17 protein-coding genes are annotated in these 18,363 nt (G+C 61.0%); 10 read left to right on the top strand and 7 right to left on the bottom strand.

Translation table 11 applies throughout. The features are described from left to right. Positions 1 to 236: 236 nt before the first annotated feature. The 5 genes from PMI16_RS21840 to PMI16_RS21820 all read right to left on the bottom strand — a co-directional run bounded on the left by PMI16_RS21840 (position 237) and on the right by PMI16_RS21820 (position 5,434). Positions 237 to 785 (bottom strand): DUF4118 domain-containing protein, encoded by a 549-nt coding sequence (locus PMI16_RS21840; protein ID WP_007883665.1) that lies wholly within the window; start codon positions 783 to 785, stop codon positions 237 to 239. Continuing rightward, positions 782 to 1,681, bottom strand: coding sequence for an alpha/beta hydrolase (locus PMI16_RS21835; protein WP_007883663.1), 900 nt, complete (start codon positions 1,679 to 1,681; stop codon positions 782 to 784). The genes PMI16_RS21840 and PMI16_RS21835 overlap by 4 nt, the downstream gene beginning before the upstream one ends. Positions 1,682 to 1,783: 102 nt before the next feature. Further along, a complete protein-coding gene (locus PMI16_RS21830; RefSeq protein ID WP_007883661.1) occupies positions 1,784 to 3,322 on the bottom strand; it encodes an ATP-binding protein in 1,539 nt (512 codons plus the stop codon). A 2-nt stretch (positions 3,323 to 3,324) separates the two neighbouring features. After that, complete coding sequence (locus tag PMI16_RS21825; protein ID WP_007883659.1) at positions 3,325 to 4,038, bottom strand: response regulator; 714 nt, start codon at positions 4,036 to 4,038, stop codon at positions 3,325 to 3,327. A 49-nt stretch (positions 4,039 to 4,087) separates the two neighbouring features. After that, positions 4,088 to 5,434 (bottom strand): ABC transporter substrate-binding protein, encoded by a 1,347-nt coding sequence (locus tag PMI16_RS21820; RefSeq protein WP_443134902.1) that lies wholly within the window; start codon positions 5,432 to 5,434, stop codon positions 4,088 to 4,090. A 418-nt stretch (positions 5,435 to 5,852) separates the two neighbouring features. On the opposite strand from PMI16_RS21820, the gene PMI16_RS21815 reads away from it, so the two are divergent. The 7 genes from PMI16_RS21815 to PMI16_RS21785 all read left to right on the top strand — a co-directional run bounded on the left by PMI16_RS21815 (position 5,853) and on the right by PMI16_RS21785 (position 13,492). Then, complete coding sequence (locus PMI16_RS21815; RefSeq protein ID WP_007883656.1) at positions 5,853 to 7,124, top strand: ABC transporter substrate-binding protein; 1,272 nt, start codon at positions 5,853 to 5,855, stop codon at positions 7,122 to 7,124. A gap of 275 nt (positions 7,125 to 7,399) precedes the next feature. Then, positions 7,400 to 8,314, top strand: coding sequence for a carbohydrate ABC transporter permease (locus PMI16_RS21810; protein ID WP_007883655.1), 915 nt, complete (start codon positions 7,400 to 7,402; stop codon positions 8,312 to 8,314). Between the two features lie 9 nt (positions 8,315 to 8,323). After that, positions 8,324 to 9,232, top strand: a complete 909-nt coding sequence (locus tag PMI16_RS21805; RefSeq protein WP_007883654.1) for a carbohydrate ABC transporter permease — start codon at positions 8,324 to 8,326, stop codon at positions 9,230 to 9,232. An 18-nt stretch (positions 9,233 to 9,250) separates the two neighbouring features. Next, positions 9,251 to 10,396: an ABC transporter ATP-binding protein gene (locus tag PMI16_RS21800; RefSeq protein WP_007883653.1), complete on the top strand. Its 1,146-nt coding sequence runs from the start codon at positions 9,251 to 9,253 to the stop codon at positions 10,394 to 10,396. A 23-nt stretch (positions 10,397 to 10,419) separates the two neighbouring features. Beyond that, positions 10,420 to 11,331: a BadF/BadG/BcrA/BcrD ATPase family protein gene (locus tag PMI16_RS21795; protein ID WP_007883651.1), complete on the top strand. Its 912-nt coding sequence runs from the start codon at positions 10,420 to 10,422 to the stop codon at positions 11,329 to 11,331. Between the two features lie 12 nt (positions 11,332 to 11,343). Further along, positions 11,344 to 12,489: an N-acetylglucosamine-6-phosphate deacetylase gene (nagA, locus tag PMI16_RS21790; protein ID WP_007883650.1), complete on the top strand. Its 1,146-nt coding sequence runs from the start codon at positions 11,344 to 11,346 to the stop codon at positions 12,487 to 12,489. Further along, on the top strand, positions 12,482 to 13,492 hold the full coding sequence (locus tag PMI16_RS21785) for an SIS domain-containing protein (protein ID WP_034381822.1): 1,011 nt from the start codon (positions 12,482 to 12,484) through the stop codon (positions 13,490 to 13,492). The genes nagA and PMI16_RS21785 overlap by 8 nt, the downstream gene beginning before the upstream one ends. Positions 13,493 to 13,601: 109 nt before the next feature. Here the strand turns inward: PMI16_RS21785 and PMI16_RS26100 are convergent, their stop codons facing one another. Beyond that, positions 13,602 to 13,811 (bottom strand): LysR substrate-binding domain-containing protein, encoded by a 210-nt coding sequence (locus PMI16_RS26100; protein ID WP_007883648.1) that lies wholly within the window; start codon positions 13,809 to 13,811, stop codon positions 13,602 to 13,604. A 229-nt stretch (positions 13,812 to 14,040) separates the two neighbouring features. Between PMI16_RS26100 and PMI16_RS21775 the strand changes: the two genes are divergently transcribed. Beyond that, entirely contained in the window at positions 14,041 to 14,832 is a 792-nt protein-coding gene (locus tag PMI16_RS21775) for a substrate-binding domain-containing protein (protein ID WP_007883644.1), read from the top strand. A 159-nt stretch (positions 14,833 to 14,991) separates the two neighbouring features. Beyond that, on the top strand, positions 14,992 to 16,281 hold the full coding sequence (locus PMI16_RS21770) for an MFS transporter (RefSeq protein WP_007883642.1): 1,290 nt from the start codon (positions 14,992 to 14,994) through the stop codon (positions 16,279 to 16,281). Positions 16,282 to 16,386: 105 nt separating this feature from the next. Here the strand turns inward: PMI16_RS21770 and PMI16_RS21765 are convergent, their stop codons facing one another. Further along, positions 16,387 to 17,268 (bottom strand): LysR family transcriptional regulator, encoded by an 882-nt coding sequence (locus PMI16_RS21765; RefSeq protein WP_007883640.1) that lies wholly within the window; start codon positions 17,266 to 17,268, stop codon positions 16,387 to 16,389. Positions 17,269 to 17,395: 127 nt separating this feature from the next. On the opposite strand from PMI16_RS21765, the gene PMI16_RS21760 reads away from it, so the two are divergent. Then, the gene (locus PMI16_RS21760; protein ID WP_034381799.1) at positions 17,396 to 18,346 is read left to right on the top strand and encodes an amidohydrolase family protein; all 951 of its coding nucleotides are present in this window, start codon (positions 17,396 to 17,398) and stop codon (positions 18,344 to 18,346) included. Positions 18,347 to 18,363: the final 17 nt, after the last annotated feature.

The following is an 18,363-nucleotide window of genomic DNA, read 5'->3' as shown; positions in this document are numbered from 1 at the left end:
GCGTTACGAATCGGGGTCAAGACGCCCAGTCTTGACCCCGATTCGCGCCTTGCACTTCATCCCAAACAGGGCAAGCTCGCACTCACGCCTATTTGTGAAATGAGTTCTAATCTTGGAAACTATTGCCTGATCAATGATGCGATCCGTTGCGGCTCGCATCTCGGCTCGTATCTCGGCACGTATTGCCCTGCTTTATCCACCTGCGATAACACAGGCCCCGGGACCTGTTGGCGATCTTACGGCAACGCGGCACCGGCGCTTGTTGCCTTGGCTTCTTCGCTTTGGCGCTTGCTTACCGCGGCGAAATGCTCCGCATATTCTGCACGGCGCGCCTGATCCGATTCGATCAGCATCTGGTAGCGCGTTTCCGATACGCGTTGCTGCAACACGGCCGAATAGCGTTCGCGCTGCAGCCATTCGATGATGACCGACGCCAGCATGACGATCGTGCCGTACACCACGATCAGGAATACATCCTTGTTGCCCAGTCCATCCATCATGAAATACGGCTTGCGAAAGAAGAACAGCGCCGTTGGAATACTGATGATGAGCAAGATCAGCGACTGCACATAGCCGAACAGATAGCTCATGACGATGCAGTTGAGGGCAAAAAACAGCATCGACATGGACTCGTCGACGACCGGACTCAAGACGTAACGCAAGCCGAACGCAACCATAAAGCCGAAGGTGCACACCAGCGTAGGGTTGAGATTCACCGCTTTCCACCGCTTCGCATTTCTCAATTTGATGAAATTCACGATAAGCTCCCTCTTCATCATCGTCATGATGCGGATACCGATCTGCGGTCTTTCAACGGCGAATTGTGCAGGAGATATTTGAGCGAAATGTCGTTGCTGTGCATTTCGATGTTGCGCTTGATGAACTGCACGGTTTCGTTGGTGACGATCTCGCGCTCGTTGTCGACGGTGATGATGTGGTAACAATCACCCAGCCAGATGACCTTGCGGACTTCCGACTTGATGTTTTCCAGGATCATTTCGGCGTTGCGCGGCGCCGCGGTCTCGTCGTCGATGGAATGGATCACCAGCGTGCTGGCGCGCACCAGCGGCAAGGATTGGCGCACGTACGCCATCAACTTTTGCGCCGCCCACAAGTGGCGCGCGGGGATCGCCGCCGCACCGACCGCCGCCACGCCGTCTTTTTTCAGGGCGTTGGCCACGCGACGACGCATTTCGAAGTTCTTGATGCCGTAGGGATCGCTTTCCTTGTAAGTCCAGTTGCGGTATCCCAGCATGTACGGCAGGTTCATCCAGCGGTGGTACCACGGAATCGACCAGCCGTCGTACTTCAGGACCGGCGACAACAGCACCACGCTCAGGATTTCGCGGCTGAAGCTCGCCACCGCCAGCGCCAGCGTGGCGCCCATGCTCAGGCCGCACAGCGAGACGGTCTTGTGTTCTTCCTTGAGCTTGACGATCTTGCTCTCGACCATCGCGCACCAATCCATCCAGTTCGGCGTGACCGTGTGATCGGTCAGCGCTGCGGAATAATTGGGGATCTGCATTTCGACGACGGTGCAATTGGCCTTTTTCAGCGCCTTGGGGATGGTGCCAAGTTCAAGACTCGAGCCGCACAGCCCATGCAACAAAATGACGGCATGATCCCTGTGCCGCTCTAGATGCCTTTCCTGTAAGTGTTCGGTGCGTGCGCTCTGGTCCATGCGATACAAAATGGGATGATGTCAATTAGCCAGCATTGTAGACCTCTATTGGCATTTCTTCACGGGGATTCGCGAAACGTTCTCAATAACGGCACGGAACGTTCACCTTGCCGGAAGAATGATGGTCGCAATGAGCCCGCCCTGCGGATGATTGCGCAACAACAGTTCGCCGCCGTGCGCCTGCACGATGTTGCGCGAAATGCCCAGGCCCAGGCCCATGCCGCCGCTGTTGAGATTGCGCCCGTGCTCCAGCCGCAGGTAAGGCTGGAACAGGCTTTCCATGGCCTCTTCCGGCACGCCGGGACCATGGTCGCGGATCTCGATTTCGACCATGTCGCCATTGACCGCCTGCGACTGCCGGATCGCGATTTCCACCTTCTGTCCGTAGAACAGCGCATTGTCGAACAGGTTGCCGATGGCGCGCTTCAAGGCCAGCGGCTTGGCCATGACGCTGACGCCGGACGGCTCGAAGGCCACTTCATGCCCCGCCATGCTGGCATCACGGATCATCCGCGCCACCAGCGCGTCGAGCCGGACTTCGGTGCGATTTTCGTGGATGTCGCTGTCTTTGACCGATTGCAGCGCGCCCTTGACCATCATGTCGAGTTCGTCGAGATCGTCGTGGAATTCGGTACGCAGGTCGTCATCGTCGAGCAATTCGGTGCGCAATTTGAGGCGCGTGATCGGCGTGCGCAAGTCATGCGAAATCGATACGAACAGGCGCTCGCGGTCTTCCAGGTAGCGCTTGATGCGTTCGCGCATGCCGCTGAAGGCGCGCGCGGTCTTGACGAATTCGCGGCTGCCGGTCTCCGGCAACTCCGGCACGGTCTCGCCCTTGCCGAAGGCTTCGGCGGCATCCGACAGCGCCGCCAGCGGACGCGTGGTCCAGCGCACCACCAGAATGCTCAGCAGCAAAATCGCCGCCAGCGACAGGCCCTGCAAGACCACGCGATCCAGCGACAAGGGATTGCTGCTGTCGAGGAAATACGGATTGGGCATCAGCGCCGCCAGGTAGAGCCACTTGCCGGATTCGATCTGTGTCTGGATCACCAGCACCGGCGCCGGGTTCGGCTTGATCAGCAGGATGTGCTGCACCCAGCTGTCGGGCAGGTCGCCGATCTTCAGGCCGTCGTCGGACACCGGCAGGTTGTCCGGCCAGGCGAACGCCAGGCGGAATTCCGGCAAAAACGGCAAATCGGATTTCAGCGCCTCTTCCGCGGACTCGACGGCAATGTCGGCCAGCGAATTGCGTGCAATCGGCTGGATCGGCACCAGCGCGGTATTGGCGTTGACGAAGAAACGCGTGCCGCCCATTTCGCGCAACTGCTGGATCATGATGGGCCGGTAATTGGATGGCAGGCTCATGAAATACCGGATCGCCCCCGAAGCGCTGTGTGCCAGATGCTGCGCGGCGATGCGGGTTTCCGCCTCGGACTTGGTGCGCAGCTGCGCCGCCCAGATCAGGCCGCCGGCCAGTTGCGTCACCAACACGCCGAAGATCATCACCACCGACAAGCGCCCCAGCAGGGAATTCGGCAGCAGCCAGTCGAGCACGCGCGCCATGCCGGGAAAATACTGGCGACGCAACAGCTTGCGCGGCGCACCCGGCACAGGAGCTGCAGAAGGTGGAATGCCGGACATGGTCAGACCGAGGCCGCCGTCACGTCGGCCGAAAACACATAGCCGGCGCCGCGCACCGTCTTGATCAGGTGCGGCTGCTTGCCGCCGTCGTTCAGGCGCAGCCGCAGTTTGCTGATCTGCACGTCGAGCGAACGGTCCAGCGGGCCGGAGTCGCGCCCGCGCGTTTCTTCGCTGAGCACGTTGCGGTCCAGCACGTCGCCGGGATGTTCGACGAAATACTTCAGCAACTGGTAATCCATGCCCGTGAGCGCCACCACCTGCCCGGCGCTGTCGAGCAAGGTGCGCTCCACGGTATCGAGCGTAAAGCCGACGAAGCGATAGAAACGCGGCGCGGCGGCGTTGTCGATGCCGGTGCGGCGATGGATGGCCTTGATGCGCGCCAGCAGCTCGCGCGGGCTGTAAGGTTTGGCGATGTAGTCGTCGGCGCCGAGCTCCAGGCCGACCACGCGGTCAGTTTCGTCCGAGCTGGCGGTCAGCATGATGATCGGCACGTTCGACTTGCGCCGCACGATCTTGCATAATGCGAAGCCGTCGGTGTCCGGCAGCATGACGTCGAGGATCACCAGCGACAACTCGTCGGCGTAGCGCTGGAACTCCGCCAGGAAAGCTTCCCCGTTGTGCGCCAGGCGCACTTCATACTGGTTCTTCTCCAGATAGGTTTTCAGGAGAGTCCGGGTTTTCTGGTCGTCGTCGACGATGAGGATTTTGCGGGTCATTGTTGCTCGTTTGCTTAACTTGGCTGACTAGCGTGCTGGTTCCAACCACCTACTCCACTTTGCCGGTCCGCGACAGCGCCCGCGCGATGGAAGCCAGCCTGCGCTGCACCTCGGCTTCGGGAATCTGGTCGTCGACAAAGAATCGCCGCAGTTCGGCGACGATGGCGTCCTTGGTGGTTTCGTCGGTCGCCATCCGATGCACCAGGCTCGGCGCCTGGAACGCCGCCCCCTTGCTGAACGTCTTCCACGAATTGAGCGAACAGCTGTCCATCTTGCCGATGTCCGGCGAACGCCACACGGGGATCGCTCCCTTGAATTTATTGTAGTCGGATTGCACCGACGGCGACATCGCAATTTGCGCCAGCACTTCCTGCGCCGGCTGATGCGAATAGTCGTCGGCGAACATCGCCAGCGTGTCGATGCTATATAAATGATAGTCGGCCGTACCCGGCACGGCGATGCAACCGAATTGCTGGTCGGCGCCCAGTCCCCAGGCATTGAAATCCCCTTTGGCCCAGTCGCCCATGATGAACATGGCGGCGTCGCCATCCGCCAGCTGATGCGCCACCTCGGTCCAGGGCCGTTCGCGCACGGGCTGCTGCATGGCCTGTTTGAGGTTGCGCAAACGCTTCAACGCATGCAGCAGGCGCGCATCGGCGAAGGCGCGCGGACTGAGGTCGACGAACAGCTCCCGGTAATAGGCCGGCCCGCTTTCGGCCAGCACCAGCGTCTCGAACAAGGTCGCCACCTGCCACGACTCGCTGCTCTGCGCCAGCGGCGTGATGCCGGCCTGCTTCAATTTGGCGACGACCTGTTCGAACTCGTCCCAGCTGTGCGGCGGGCGCAGTCCGAGCCGGTTGAAAATCGCGATGTTGTAATAGAGATTGTTGATGCGGTGTATCCCCAGCGGTGCCGCGACGACATGGCCATGATTGTTCAGCAGCGACCACGCCGTCGGAAACAGCAGCTTTTGCCAGTTGCCCTGCGTGGCGACGGTATCGAGCTCCAGCAGCAGACCGAGGTCGGCCCATTCGCCGAAGATCACGCCGTTGAGTTGCGTCACTTCCGGCGCGCGCCCCGCCAGCACCATGCTTTTCAACACCTTGCCGGCGCCGATGCCGGCGCCGCCCGGAATGGCGAAGTCGCGCCACTGGATGTTCTGCTCGGCCAGTTTATTGATGAGCACGCCGACGGCCTTGCGTTCGCCGGCGGATGTCCACCAGTGCAGCACTTGCAGCGAGGGTCCGGCAAAAGCGCCGGTAGAAGGACTTGCATTGACATTCACGGTCGCAGCGGGGGGCGCAGCAAAAACAGACGGCGACAACAATGCCAGCGCCAGCACGCCCGCACGTCTGCACGCCTGCAGCTTCGCCTCTCCCGTCATGAGCCTTGTCATTTTTATCATTGTATTTTGAGCGCCTCCAAAGCGCGTGTGACTATAGCGCAAGTCATTGTCACCCGGCGATAAGAACATTAATTGAATTCACGTTTTGTAAAGAAATGTAATGTTTTATTTAGTTTCCTGTTTACGCACCGCCCCGCCTTACAGAGCCCGATGGCGCACCGTCATTGGCAAAGCCTGAAAATCACTTTGCCGCTCTGTAAATATATGTAATCCGCCGACGTTGCCATTTTCACCATTCCACAATCAAATCAAATACTTACGAAGTATTTTCCACTGTAATCCGAAATGCTCGCATCACATTTTCTCCGGTGCTACTGTCGCGTCGCTGGCTCTGCAATTGCGGAATGTTCGGAAGCTCAGAGCGGCCAACTCCCACCATCAATGCAAAAACACCATTAGGAGACCTTTGATGCAAACCGTAAAAAAAGCCCTCGCTCTCGCCACCCTCAGCAGCGCCGTGATGCTCGCACTGGCAGGCGGCAATGCGCAGGCCGGCACGCTGACCATTGAAAGCTGGCGCGTCGACGACCTGGCGCTGTGGGAAAACGTCCTGATCCCGGCCTTCCAGAAAAAGAATCCCGGCATCACCGTCAAATTCTCGCCGACCGCACCGACCGAATACGACTCCAGCCTGACCGCGCGTCTGGCCGGCGGCACCGCGGGCGACCTGGTTGCCTGCCGTCCGTTCGACGTTTCGCTGTCGCTCTATAACAAGGGCCATCTGGAAAAACTGGACGGCAAGGCCGGCATGGAATCCTTCCCGGCATCGTCCAAGGTCGCGTGGCAGACCGATGACGGCAAAGACACCTTCTGCATGCCGATCGCTTCCGTGATGCACGGCTTCCTGTACAACCAGAAGATCTTCAAGGAACTGAACCTGCAGCCGCCGAAGACCGAAGCCGAATTCCTCAAGCTGCTGGAAACCGTCAAGGCCGGCGGCAAGTACACCCCGCTGGTGCTCGGCACCGCCGATCAGTGGGAAGCGCATCAGGTCCTGTTCACCGGCGTCGGCCCCAACTACTGGAAGGGCGAAACCGGCCGCAAGGCGCTGATCGCCGGCAAGGCCAAGTTCACCGATCCGCAATTCCTGGCAGCGTGGGAATATGAAGCCAAACTCGGCAAATATCTCTCCAAGGGCGCTTCGGCCCAGACCTACGGCGACAGCCAGAACATGTTCGCGCTCGGCCAGGGCGCCGTGTATGCAGCCGGTTCGTGGGATATCGCCTACTTCAACGCCAATGCCAACGCCAAGCTGGAACTGGGCGCATTCCCGCCGCCCGTGCCCAAGGCCGGCGACACCTGCTACATCTCCGACCACAACGACATCGGCATGGGCGTGAACAAGAAGTCCAAGAACAAGGAGGACGCCTACAAGTTCCTGGCATGGCTGGGTTCGCAGGAATTCGCCGACATCTACACCAACAAGGTCACCGGCTTCTTCTCGCTGTCGAACCACCTGATCTCGGTCAAGGATCCGATCGCCAAGCAGATGATCGACTGGCGCAAGTCCTGCTCGTCGACCATCCGCGTCAACTCGCAGATCCTGAACCGCGGCACGCCGAGCATGGAAAACGAAATGTGGAACGTCAATGCCCAGGTCCTGAACGGCAAGATGACGCCCAAGGATGCGGCAACCAAGATCCAGACCGGCTTCGCCAAGTGGTACAAGCCGCAACAATAAATCTGAATGGATATTGCATCCTCTCAACAAGGGGGCTGAAAGGAATCGATGAAGCGGTAATGCTGTTCAGTCAAGCCGATTCCTTCCTGTCGCTGTCGTCCCGGCGAATGCCGGGACCCAGTGTCGTGAAGACGTCCGATACGACACTGGGTCCCGACTTTCGTCAGGACGACGAAAGTGCAGGTTTGCCCTCAGGGATGAACATTTTTTAGCTTGACTGAACGGCAGTATCGATGCAGCGATGCTTGCTCAGCCCTCTCTCGTCCGGAGTCTCAGTGAAAACAGCTCGTCCGTGGCACATCGTCGTCTTCCTGGCGCCGGCGGTCATCATCTATTCCATGTTCAGCGCCCTGCCTTTGCTGGACACGCTGCGCCTGGGTTTCTACACCAGCAACGACGCCGGCGTGCACAGCTTCGTCGGCCTCGACAATTACCGCACCATCCTGTTCGACAGCGACTGGTCGACCGCCTTCTGGAACGCCATGTGGAACAACGTCAAGTTCTTCTGCATCCACATGCTGCTGCAAAATCCCATCGGCCTGCTGCTGGCGACGCTGTTCAGCCTCAAGGGCCTGCGCGGCGCGCGCGCCTACCGCACGCTGATTTTCCTGCCGACCCTGCTGTCGGTGGTCATCATCGGTTTCATCTGGCAACTGATCATTTCGCCGTTGTGGGGCGTCGGCGAAAAGCTCATGACGCTGGTCGGCCTGGGCGACTATTTCGCGCCCTTCCTCGGCCAGGAATCCACCGCCCTGTTCACGCTGTCGCTGATCTCGGTGTGGCAATACATCGGCATCCCGATGATGCTGATCTACGCCGCCCTGCTGGCGGTGCCGGAAGAGGTCCTGGAAGCTGCCCACGCCGAAGGCGCGAGCGCCATGCGCATCTTCTGGCAGATCAAGCTGCCGCTGATCTGGCCGACGCTGGGGCTGGTGACCATCCTGACCTTTGTCGCCAACTTCAACGCCTTCGACCTGATCTATTCGGTCAAGGGCGCGCTGGCCGGTCCGAATTATTCCAGCGATCTTCTGGGCACCTTCTTCTACCGCACCTTCTTCGGCTACCAGGCGCAGATCGGCAGTCCGACCATGGGCGCGGCCGTGGCGACGCTGATGTTCCTGGTGATCCTGGCCGGCGTCGGTACGTATTTTTATCTGGTGCAGCGCAAGCTGACCCGTTACGAGCTTTAAGGAACCGCGATGAATTCCGTTTCTTCTTCCATCGCCCCGGCCAATGGCAGCAAGGCCATCACCAAAGGCGGCCCTTCGCTGATCCAGCGCAGCTTCGGCCCGGCCGGCCACATCTGGGTGCATATCGTGCTGTGCATCTATGCCGTGATCGCGCTGTTTCCGATCGCGCTGATCCTGATCAACTCGGTCAAGTCGCGGCAGGCGATCTTCGACAATCCGCTGGCCTTCCCCAGCGTGGAAACCTTCTCGCTGATCGGCTTTCACAAGGTGCTGTCGAACACCAACTTCCTGCTCTACTTCGGCAACAGCCTGATCGTCACGCTCGGCTCGCTGGTGCTGATCGTGCTGTTCGGCGCGATGGCGGGCTGGGCGCTGTCGGAATACAAATTCCGCGGCAACCGCCTGATGACCTTGTTCATGGCCATCGGCATCATGATCCCGATCCGCCTCGGCACGGTCTCCATCCTGCAACTGGTGGTGGCGCTTGACCTGATCAACACCCGCACGGCGCTGATCCTGGTCTACACGGCGCAAGGCCTGCCGCTGGCGGTGATGATCCTGTCCGAATTCATCCGCCAGATTCCGACCGAGCTGAAAGATGCGGCGCGCTGCGACGGCGTCGGCGAATTCAAGATCTTCTTCCAGGTGATCCTGCCGCTGATCCGTCCGGCCATCGCGACGGTGGCGGTATTCACGATGATCCCGGCGTGGAACGACCTGTGGTTTCCGCTGATCCTCGCGCCCGGCGACCAGACCAAGACCGTGACGCTCGGCGTGCAGCAATTCATCGGCCAGTACGCCACCGACTGGAATTCGGTGCTGGCGGCGCTGTCGATGGCGGTCATTCCCATCCTGATTCTGTACATGCTGTTCTCGCGCCAGTTGATCCGCGGCCTGACCGCCGGCGCAGTGAAATAAATCCATACAAGGCAAATCATGGCAAACGTAAGCATCAAAGAACTGAAAAAATCCTACGACGGCAAGCAAGACGTGCTGGCCGGCCTGAACCTCGACATCCGCGACGGCGAATTCTGCGTGCTGGTCGGCCCTTCCGGTTGCGGCAAATCGACCTTGCTGCGCATGCTCTGCGGCCTCGAAGACATCAGCGGCGGCGAACTGGCCATCGGCGGCGAAGTCGTCAATCACCTGCCGCCGGCCAAGCGCGGCATTGCGATGGTGTTCCAGAGCTATGCGCTCTATCCGCACATGAACGTGTACAAGAACATGGCCTTCGGCCTCAAGATCGCCGGCAGCAACAAGGCCGACATCGACGAGCGCATCCGCCACGCCGCAGGCATCCTCAAGATCGACCATTTGCTGGAACGCCTGCCGCGCGAACTGTCCGGCGGCCAGCGCCAGCGCGTCGCCATCGGCCGCGCCATCGTGCGCAAGCCGAAGCTGTTCCTGTTCGACGAACCGTTGTCCAACCTCGACGCCGCCCTGCGCGTGCAGACCCGCCTCGAAATCGCCAAGCTGCACAAGCAACTGGCGGCCACCATCGTCTACGTCACGCACGACCAGGTCGAGGCGATGACGCTGGGCGACAAGATCGTCGTCATGCACGACGGCCACATCCAGCAGGCCGGCACGCCGCTGGAGTTGTACCAGCATCCGCAGAACCTGTTCGTGGCCGGCTTCATCGGCTCGCCGAAGATGAACCTGCTGCCCGGCCTGGTATCCGCCGTGGGTGAAAATTGCCTGCATATCGCCATCGTCGGCGGCCAGCAGGTACGCGTCGACGTCGCGCCGGGCGCCGCCAAGGTGGGCGACAAGGTCACGCTGGGCCTGCGCGCCGAACACATCCAGGAAGATGGCTACAGCGCCGCAGCCGGCTCGGAACGTTTCAGCGGCAAGGTCAACCTGGTGGAACACCTGGGCGAAGCCAACTTCATCTACGTCACGCTGACCAGCGGGCAAGACATCGTGGTGCGCGGCGACGGCAACCGCAATGTGGAGATCGGCGAAACCATAGCACTGTCCGCAGACAGTCGTGTCTTCCACGTCTTTGATAGCGACGGCAAGGCGCTGCGCCGCCTGAAACCGGGCAACCTGCTGTCGTCGCGCCCGCAAACACAGCATTGATCGCTCAACAAATGGAGCCAGGGATGGAGCAGGCGTACGACTATCTGATCGGCGTGGACGGCGGCGGCACCAAGACGCTGGTGCGCGTGGTCCGCGCCGACGGCAGCCTGCTGGCCGAAGCGGTCGGCCCCGGCTCGGCGCTGCGCAACGGCGCAATGGCGGCCTGGGATGCGATCCTGACGACGCTGCAAAAAGCCTTCTCGATTGCCGGCGTCGCCATGCCGCCGCTGAGCGGAGTGGCCGCAGGCATAGGCATCGCCGGCTTCAACGTGGCGCAATGGGCGGAGGATTTCCGCGCACAGGCGCCGGCGTTCGGCGCGCTGCAACTTGCCAACGACGCCACCACCACCCTGCTCGGCGCGCATCAGGGGCAAGCCGGCGCCGTCATCGCGGTCGGCACCGGCACCATCGGCGTGGCTTTATACGCCGACGGCAGCCAACGCGTGGTCGACGGCTGGGGCTTCCCGTCCGGCGACGACGCCAGCGGCGCATGGATGGGCTTGCGCGCCATCAATCACGTCCAGCATGTGGTCGACGGCCGCGCGCCACACGGCGCGCTGTCGGCTGCGACGGTGGCGTTTTGCGAGACCGATGGCGCGACCAACACGCCCGGACGCGCTGAACGCGATATTGTCCTCGACTGGCTCTCGCAAGCCGATCAGGCGGCCTTCGCCCGGCTGGCGCGGCTGGTGATTGCGCATGCCGACGATGATCCTGCTGCACGCAACATCCTGATGCAGGCCGCCGCAGAACTCGAACTGATGGCCGATACGCTCGATCCCGACAAGCAATTGCCGCTGGCTTTGTGCGGCGGTCTGGCCGGCGCTTTGCAGAATTATTTTTCACCGGCGCTGCAGCTGCGCATCACGCCGGCGCTGGCGGATTCCGCCGATGGCGCCTTGCTGCTGGTGCGCAAGAGCCTGACATTTTCTTAACGGAGAAAATCCATGTCCTCCATCACCCAGGTCCGCGGCAACGTCCTCACGCCGCATGGCTGGATCAACGGCGCCATCAGCTTCGGCGACCTGATCTGCAACATCGACGGCCATCCGCTCGACCATGAGCCGGTCGACGGTTCGCCGCACGCCAACAACGGCGACTACATCCTGCCCGGCTTCATCGACCTGCACGTACACGGCGGCGGCGGCAAGGACATCATGGAAGCCGGCGACGCCGTCGACGTGATCGCCCGCCTGCATGCACGGCACGGCACCACCAGCCTGCTCGCCACCACCATGACGGCGCCGCTGGAAGAGCTGGAAGTCGCGCTCAAGGCCATCGGCAGCGCCAGCCGCAAGCGCGAACCAGGTAGCGGCCGCGCGCGCATCCTCGGCGTGCATCTGGAAGGCCCCTACATCAACCCCGGCAAGCTCGGCGCGCAACCCGACTTCGCCATCGAAGCCACGCTGGAACAAGTCGACTGGCTGGCCAGCTTTGCCCCGATCAAGCTGATCACCATCGCCCCCGAAGTCGACGGCCACCTGGAACTGGTGCGCACGCTGACCACCGGCGGCATGCTGGTGCAGATCGGCCATACGCTGGGCAGCTACGACGATGGCGTCGCCGCATTGAAGAACGGCGCCGCCGGCTTCACCCATCTGTTCAACGCCATGAGCGGCTTCCACCATCGCGAACCCGGCATGGCCGGGGCGGCCATGGCGCATGCCGAATACGCCGAACTGATTCCCGACATGCTGCACGTGCATCCGGGCGCCATCCGCGCCGCCTTGCGCGCCATCCCGCGCCTGTATTGCGTGACCGACTCCACCGCCGCCGCCGGCATGCCCGACGGCGACTACACGCTGGGCCGCCAGGTCGTGCACAAGTGCGCCGGCGGCGTGCGCCTGGCCGACGGCACGCTGGCGGGCAGCACGCTGACCATGGACCAGGCGCTGCGCAACCTGATCGCCATGGGTCTCGACGTCTCCGAAGCCTCGCTGCGCACCTCGACCTATCCGGCCGACTATCTCGGCGTCAAGGAACGCGGCCGCCTCAAGCCCGGCTGTTTTGCCGACATCCTGGTGTTCGATCGCCAGTTCAAATTAAAAGAAGTCTACGTAGAAGGAGAAAAGATTGACCTCGCTCATGCTTAAGGAGGCGCGCTCGGCCGGCACCCATGTGGCCGACCAGCTCGCGCAGGACCACGGCCGCTATGCCGAACTGGGCCGCTGGCTGCGCGCGGCGCCGCCGGCCGGCATCGTCACCGTGGCGCGCGGCAGCTCCGACCATGCCGCCGGCTATTGCGCCTATCTCACCATGGCGCGCCTGGGCCACATCGTCGCCTCGCTGCCGATGTCGCTGGTGACGCTCAACAAGGCGCCGCTGATCGCCCGCGACCGGCTGGCGATCGCCATCTCGCAGTCGGGCCAAAGCCCCGACGTGATCGAACCGATCCGCTACTTCCGCGATGGCGGCGCCACCACGCTGGCGCTGGTCAACGACGCCGGGTCGCCGCTGGCCAAGGCTGCCGAATGGTCGATCCCGCTGCGCGCCGGTCCCGAGCTCAGCGTCGCCGCGACCAAGAGTTTCATCGCCAGCCTGGTTGCCGGCGCCTTGTTCGCCGGCCACTGGCAGGACGACGCCGGCTTCCTGCACGCGCTGGAAAGCCTGCCGGAATCGCTGCAGCGCGCCGCCGACAGCGACTGGAGCAAGGCCGTCGAGGTACTGGCGCCGGCGAGCAACATCATGGTGGTCGGTCGCGGCATCGGTTTCCCGCTGGCGCTGGAAGCCGCATTGAAATTCAAGGAAACCTCCGCCATCCAGGCCGAAGCATTCAGCGGCGCGGAAATCAAGCACGGCCCGATGGCCTTGATCAACGAAGGCTATCCGCTGCTGATGTTCGCCACGCGCGGCCCGACCCAGGCCGGCATGCTGCAACTGGCCACGGAAATGCGCCAGCGCGGCGCCAAGGTCTTGCTGGCCGCGCCGGACGACGTCGCCGAACGCGACCTGACCTTGCCGGTCGCCGTCACGCCGGACCTCGATCCCATCGTGGCGATCCAGGCCTTCTACGTCATGGCCGCGCAACTGGCGGTGGCGCGCGGCATGGATCCGGACAAGCCGCGTCATCTGAGCAAGGTGACCAAGACCAGTTGAACAGACAATTTAAACGAGGCCGAGGAGACAGACGAAGCCCGAATTGAGCTCCGGAACGAAGCTCAATTCATCGATAAAAAGAGTTCTTCCCCTGTGGTGTTTTTGCCGCCTATGCCTGAAAAGGTCTGGGCGGTTTATTTTTGAGCGCGTCATAAAGATGTTGCGCGCTTGAAGACAGCTTGCGGCCCTTCTTGCGGATCAGTCCGAGCGTGCGCTCAACCTTCGGCTCTACCAACGGGATCGCTTTCAAGGGTGAATCGCCCTGCGTCGGCATCGCCAGATGCGGCACGGCGGCGATGCCCAGTCCGGCCGCGATCATTTGATGGCGCTCGCCGCAACGCGCAAACCTCCTCGCTCCACCACGGCCACCATGGCCTGCAAATCGGCGATGTCGACGCGGAGTTGTTTCATTCTTGACTCCTGCTCCAGCCTGAAAAATCTGGAAAAATCGGAGATACTCAACACTATTCGCTGGCACGGCGCTGCACTGCACGCTGCATAAAAAAATAACGACCAGAGACAACACTTCAACCGGGATAGAGAACTTCATGCTCATCATGCACCGTACATTTTTCATTTTCTGCCTGACGATTTTTGTCAGCACTTTGTCAGCAAGCGGCTGGTCCGCAGAACTCAAGGTCATGAATTCGGGTGGTTTTACCGCGGCATATAAAGCGCTTGCGCCCAAATTCGAACAAGCCACCGGCAATACCTTGTCGACAGCCTGGGGCCCCTCCATGGGGACGTCACCCGAAGCCATCCCCAATCGCCTCCAACGCGGCGAACCCGCCGACGTCGTGATCATGGTCGGTTACGCACTCGACGACCTGATCAAACAAGGCAAGGTCATCCCCGCCAGCCGAACCGAGCTGGCCAATTCGCGCATCGGCATGGTCGTGCGCGCCGGTAGCGCCAAGCCGGACATCAGCACCCCTGAAGCGTTGAAACAAGCCTTGCTTCATGCAAAATCGATCGCCTATTCGGACAGCGCCAGCGGTGTCTACATTGAGCGCGAACTGTTCAAAAAACTCGGCATCGAGGAACAAGTCAAAGGCAAGGCGAAGATGATTTCCAAGATTCCCGTCGCCAGAATGGTCGCCAACGGCGACTATGAGCTTGGCTTCCAGCAAGTCAGCGAACTGCTCCCGGTGCCCGGCACCGATTTTTCCGGCAAGATCCCCGAGTCGCTGCAAAGCGTCACCGTGTTTGCCGCCGGCATCCCCACAGGCGCGCAGCATCCCGACGAAGCGCGGCAGTTGATCCGCTTCCTGGCCTCGCCCGAAGCGGCCCCCGAAGTTAACAAAAGTGGCCTGGACGCCTTGCCTGCCATATCCAAATAGCAATGTACAAAAATAAACGCAACATGAAAGCTGTTAGAAAGCTATGCTTGCTTTGGTTGGGATAGACTGCGCTCCGCCAACGCTCAATAATAAAAATCCGCGTCGCACGTATTGTTCAGAAAACACATAACCTGATCACCTCGGGTAGAGAGACAAATCATGACATCTCAAACAACAGCTTCGTCCTCGAAGTTCGTCACTGTGTTGCGCGTCACCAGTGGCAATTTCATGGAAATGTTCGACTTTTTCCTCTTTGGCTTTTACGCCAGCTACATCTCGAAGGCATTTTTCCCCAGCGGCAATGAATTCGCCTCGCTGATGCTGACTTTCATGACCTTCGGCGCCGGCTTCCTGATGCGCCCGCTGGGCGCGATCATCCTCGGCGCTTACGTCGACCGCGTCGGTCGCCGGCAAGGCCTGATCGTGACGCTGGCCCTGATGGCGGTCGGCACCATGCTGATCGCCTTCGTTCCCGGCTATGCCACCATCGGCCTGCTGGCGCCGGCGCTGGTGCTGATCGGCCGTTTGCTGCAAGGCTTCTCCGCCGGTGTCGAGCTGGGCGGCGTATCGGTCTATCTGGCCGAAATGGCGACGCCTGGCCGCAAGGGTTTCTATGTGAGCTGGCAGTCCGCCAGCCAGCAAGTCGCCATCATCGTGGCGGCAGCCATCGGTTACGGCCTGAACATCTGGCTGACCAAGGATCAGGTCGGCGACTGGGGCTGGCGCATCCCGTTCTTCATCGGCTGCCTGATCGTGCCGGTGCTGTTCGTCATCCGCCGCTCGCTGCAAGAGACCGAAGAATTCATGGCTCGCAAGCGCAAGCCCAGCCTCTCCGAAATCTTCCGCTCGATGCTGGAAAACTGGAAACTCGTCGTCGCCGGCATGATGCTGGTGTCGATGACCACCGTGTCGTTCTACCTGATCACGGTCTACACGCCGACCTTCGGCAAGAACGTGCTCAAGCTGAGCACCGAAAGCGCGCTGATCGTGACCTTCTGCGTCGGCATTTCCAACTTCATCTGGTTGCCGGTGATGGGTACGCTGTCGGACCGTATCGGCCGTCGTCCTTTGCTGCTGGTGTTCACCGTGCTGACGATCCTGACCGCCTATCCGGCCATGACCTGGCTGGTCGGCGACGCCACCTTCAGCAAGATGCTGATTGTGGAACTGTGGCTGTCCTTCCTCTACGCCAGCTACAACGGTGCGATGGTGGTGGCGCTGACGGAAGTCATGCCGGTCGATGTGCGCACCGCGGGTTTCTCGCTGGCGTACAGCCTGGCGACGGCGATCTTCGGCGGCTTCACCCCGGCGATCGCCACCGGCCTGATCGAAATCACTCACGACAAGGCCGCGCCCGGCCTGTGGATGAGCTTCGCCGCCGTCTGCGGCCTGATCGCCACGCTGGTGCTGTATCGCAAAAAGTCGCTGGCGGTGCCGCTGGCTGCCTGATCGATTCGTGCCAAAGAAAAGCGGGAAGCGGCTGGCGCCCTTCCCGTTTTTTTACGTCCGGCTAACCGTATTCATCGACTTTCCGCGCGACCTGGGCAACCCTGCCTAGGCACCGTACTTCCGTTTGACAATGGAGATCAGGCGTTGCGTCGCCGGCGACAGGTACATGTCGCGACGATAGGTCAGTCCCATTCGTCGCAACATCGTCGTCTCTTTTAACGCGACCTCCTTCAGATTTCCGCGTCCTGCCTCAAGATTCAGGTTGGAGGCAAAGCCCAGCAAATTGGTGCGCTCGATGAGCGGCAAAATCATGTTGAGTACGGTCGGAGTTATCTGGACGGTGGGACGCTGCAGATGGTGACGGTCAAAGACATTGTCCAACCATTGCCTGCTGAGGACCGATTGCGCCGGCAGTACCCAGCGGTATTCCAGCAAGGTACGCAATGTCTTCTTCCGATTGAAAATCGGATGGTGAGGGCTCGCCATCACCACCATCCTATCCTGCATGACTTCCTCGGTCTCGAAAATACCGTCGGCTTGAATCATCGGTCCGAGAACGATATCCAGTTCGCCGGCCTTCAGGCCTTCCAGAAGTGCATCATTCATCGACACCTTCAGGTCGATGGTGATGTTGTTCGTCTCCGCAAGTAACTCTTCACAGATGCCGGGCAGGACATGTTCCGCCAACGTCGGGGAACAGCCGATCCGGATGTTTCCATCCCGCCCATTGGCGTAATCGCCGATTTCCCTGGCGGTGTCATCCATCATGAGACTGATTTGACGCGCACGCGCAAGCAAGGTCCGGCCGACTGTGGTCAGGCGAATCCCACGCCCTACTCGCTCGAACAACGGCGCGCCCAGTTGTTCTTCAAGCCGGTCGATGCATTTGGTCAGCGCCGGCTGGGTTTTATAGAGTCGCTCCGCTGCACGACCTACATGCCCTTCCTCGGCGATGACTTCGAAATACTTGAGGTCCCGGAAGTCCACGAATCATTCCTGAAAGTTATTGAATACAAAATAAAAGCAAATATACATTAAAAAAACCGACGCGTAGACTGCCCTCAAAACAATGAATCCACCCAATGACCGGCGTGGAAACGACACGGAGACAAAGATGCAGAGGGCACCACAAACACGTCGCGACTTCCTTCGCCGGGCAAGCGCATTGGCGGCGGGCATCGGGGCAGCAACATGCGTCCCTGCTGCTATGGCAGCGGATTCTTCGTTCCCCCATTCCTCCGGCAGCGAACGCGTAACCGCGAAGCTGCCCGCACATGCATGCGATTGCCACATGCATGTCTATGACGACCGCTTTCCATGGGCGCCGGGTGCAAAATTGCTGCACCCGCCGGCCACCGTCGCCATGTATCGCGACATCCAGCAGCGGCTGGGCACGACCCGCAACGTAGTCGTCACGCCGTCTGCCTACGGCATCGACAACCGTTGCAGTCTGGATGCGCTGGTCCAGTTGGGCGCGACGGCCCGCGGGGTGGCCGTGGTCGATGCCAACGTCAGCGATGCGGAGCTGAATCGACTCGACAAGGCCGGCATCAAAGGCTTGCGTTTCAACCTGGCGATAGGCTCGGTGACCACCGCCGCCATGATCGAGCCATTGGCGCGTCGCGTTGCGCATCTGGGCTGGCATATGCAGGTCAACATGTCCAACGACGAGCTGCTTGCCAATCGCGACATGCTGTCACGCTTGCCCGTGCCGGTGGTGTTTGACCACTTCGCGCGCATTCCGCTGCAAGACAGCACCTCGCATCCCGTCTACGCGTTCGTCACCGGCCTCATGAAGGCCGGGAAAGCCTGCATCAAGCTCTCCGGCGCTTATCTGGCCAGCAAGGCCGGCGCGCCTTCTTATAGCGACGTCGCTCCGTTGGCGCGTGCGCTTATCCAGGCAGCCCCGACGCAAGTCATATGGGGCAGCGACTGGCCGCATCCGACAGAGCACCACAAGCCGGACGATGCGCTCCTGTTCAAGCGGATGACCGAATGGGCCGGCTCGGACGAACTCTTGAACGCACTGCTGGTGGACAACCCGGCACGTCTCTACCACTTCTGACGGGAATGTCATGCACC

Origin of the sequence: Herbaspirillum sp. CF444 (assembly GCF_000282135.1) — a bacterium.
Lineage (GTDB): Bacteria > Pseudomonadota > Gammaproteobacteria > Burkholderiales > Burkholderiaceae_D > Herbaspirillum.
Note: the sequence above shows the minus strand (reverse complement) of the source record. Positions and strands in the feature narration are given on the sequence as shown.

Excerpts from the sequence above, each read along its gene's own strand:
- PMI16_RS21840 (WP_007883665.1), bottom strand. The coding sequence starts at position 785 with ATGACGATGATGAAGAGGGAGCTTATCGTGAATTTCATCAAATTGAGA.
- PMI16_RS21835 (WP_007883663.1), bottom strand. The coding sequence starts at position 1,681 with ATGGACCAGAGCGCACGCACCGAACACTTACAGGAAAGGCATCTAGAG.
- PMI16_RS21830 (WP_007883661.1), bottom strand. The coding sequence starts at position 3,322 with ATGTCCGGCATTCCACCTTCTGCAGCTCCTGTGCCGGGTGCGCCGCGC.
- PMI16_RS21825 (WP_007883659.1), bottom strand. The coding sequence starts at position 4,038 with ATGACCCGCAAAATCCTCATCGTCGACGACGACCAGAAAACCCGGACT.
- PMI16_RS21820 (WP_443134902.1), bottom strand. The coding sequence starts at position 5,434 with ATGACAAGGCTCATGACGGGAGAGGCGAAGCTGCAGGCGTGCAGACGT.
- PMI16_RS21815 (WP_007883656.1), top strand. The coding sequence starts at position 5,853 with ATGCAAACCGTAAAAAAAGCCCTCGCTCTCGCCACCCTCAGCAGCGCC.
- PMI16_RS21805 (WP_007883654.1), top strand. The coding sequence starts at position 8,324 with ATGAATTCCGTTTCTTCTTCCATCGCCCCGGCCAATGGCAGCAAGGCC.
- PMI16_RS21800 (WP_007883653.1), top strand. The coding sequence starts at position 9,251 with ATGGCAAACGTAAGCATCAAAGAACTGAAAAAATCCTACGACGGCAAG.
- PMI16_RS21795 (WP_007883651.1), top strand. The coding sequence starts at position 10,420 with ATGGAGCAGGCGTACGACTATCTGATCGGCGTGGACGGCGGCGGCACC.
- nagA (WP_007883650.1), top strand. The coding sequence starts at position 11,344 with ATGTCCTCCATCACCCAGGTCCGCGGCAACGTCCTCACGCCGCATGGC.
- PMI16_RS21785 (WP_034381822.1), top strand. The coding sequence starts at position 12,482 with ATGCTTAAGGAGGCGCGCTCGGCCGGCACCCATGTGGCCGACCAGCTC.
- PMI16_RS26100 (WP_007883648.1), bottom strand. The coding sequence starts at position 13,811 with ATGATCGCGGCCGGACTGGGCATCGCCGCCGTGCCGCATCTGGCGATG.
- PMI16_RS21775 (WP_007883644.1), top strand. The coding sequence starts at position 14,041 with ATGCTCATCATGCACCGTACATTTTTCATTTTCTGCCTGACGATTTTT.
- PMI16_RS21770 (WP_007883642.1), top strand. The coding sequence starts at position 14,992 with ATGACATCTCAAACAACAGCTTCGTCCTCGAAGTTCGTCACTGTGTTG.
- PMI16_RS21760 (WP_034381799.1), top strand. The coding sequence starts at position 17,396 with ATGCAGAGGGCACCACAAACACGTCGCGACTTCCTTCGCCGGGCAAGC.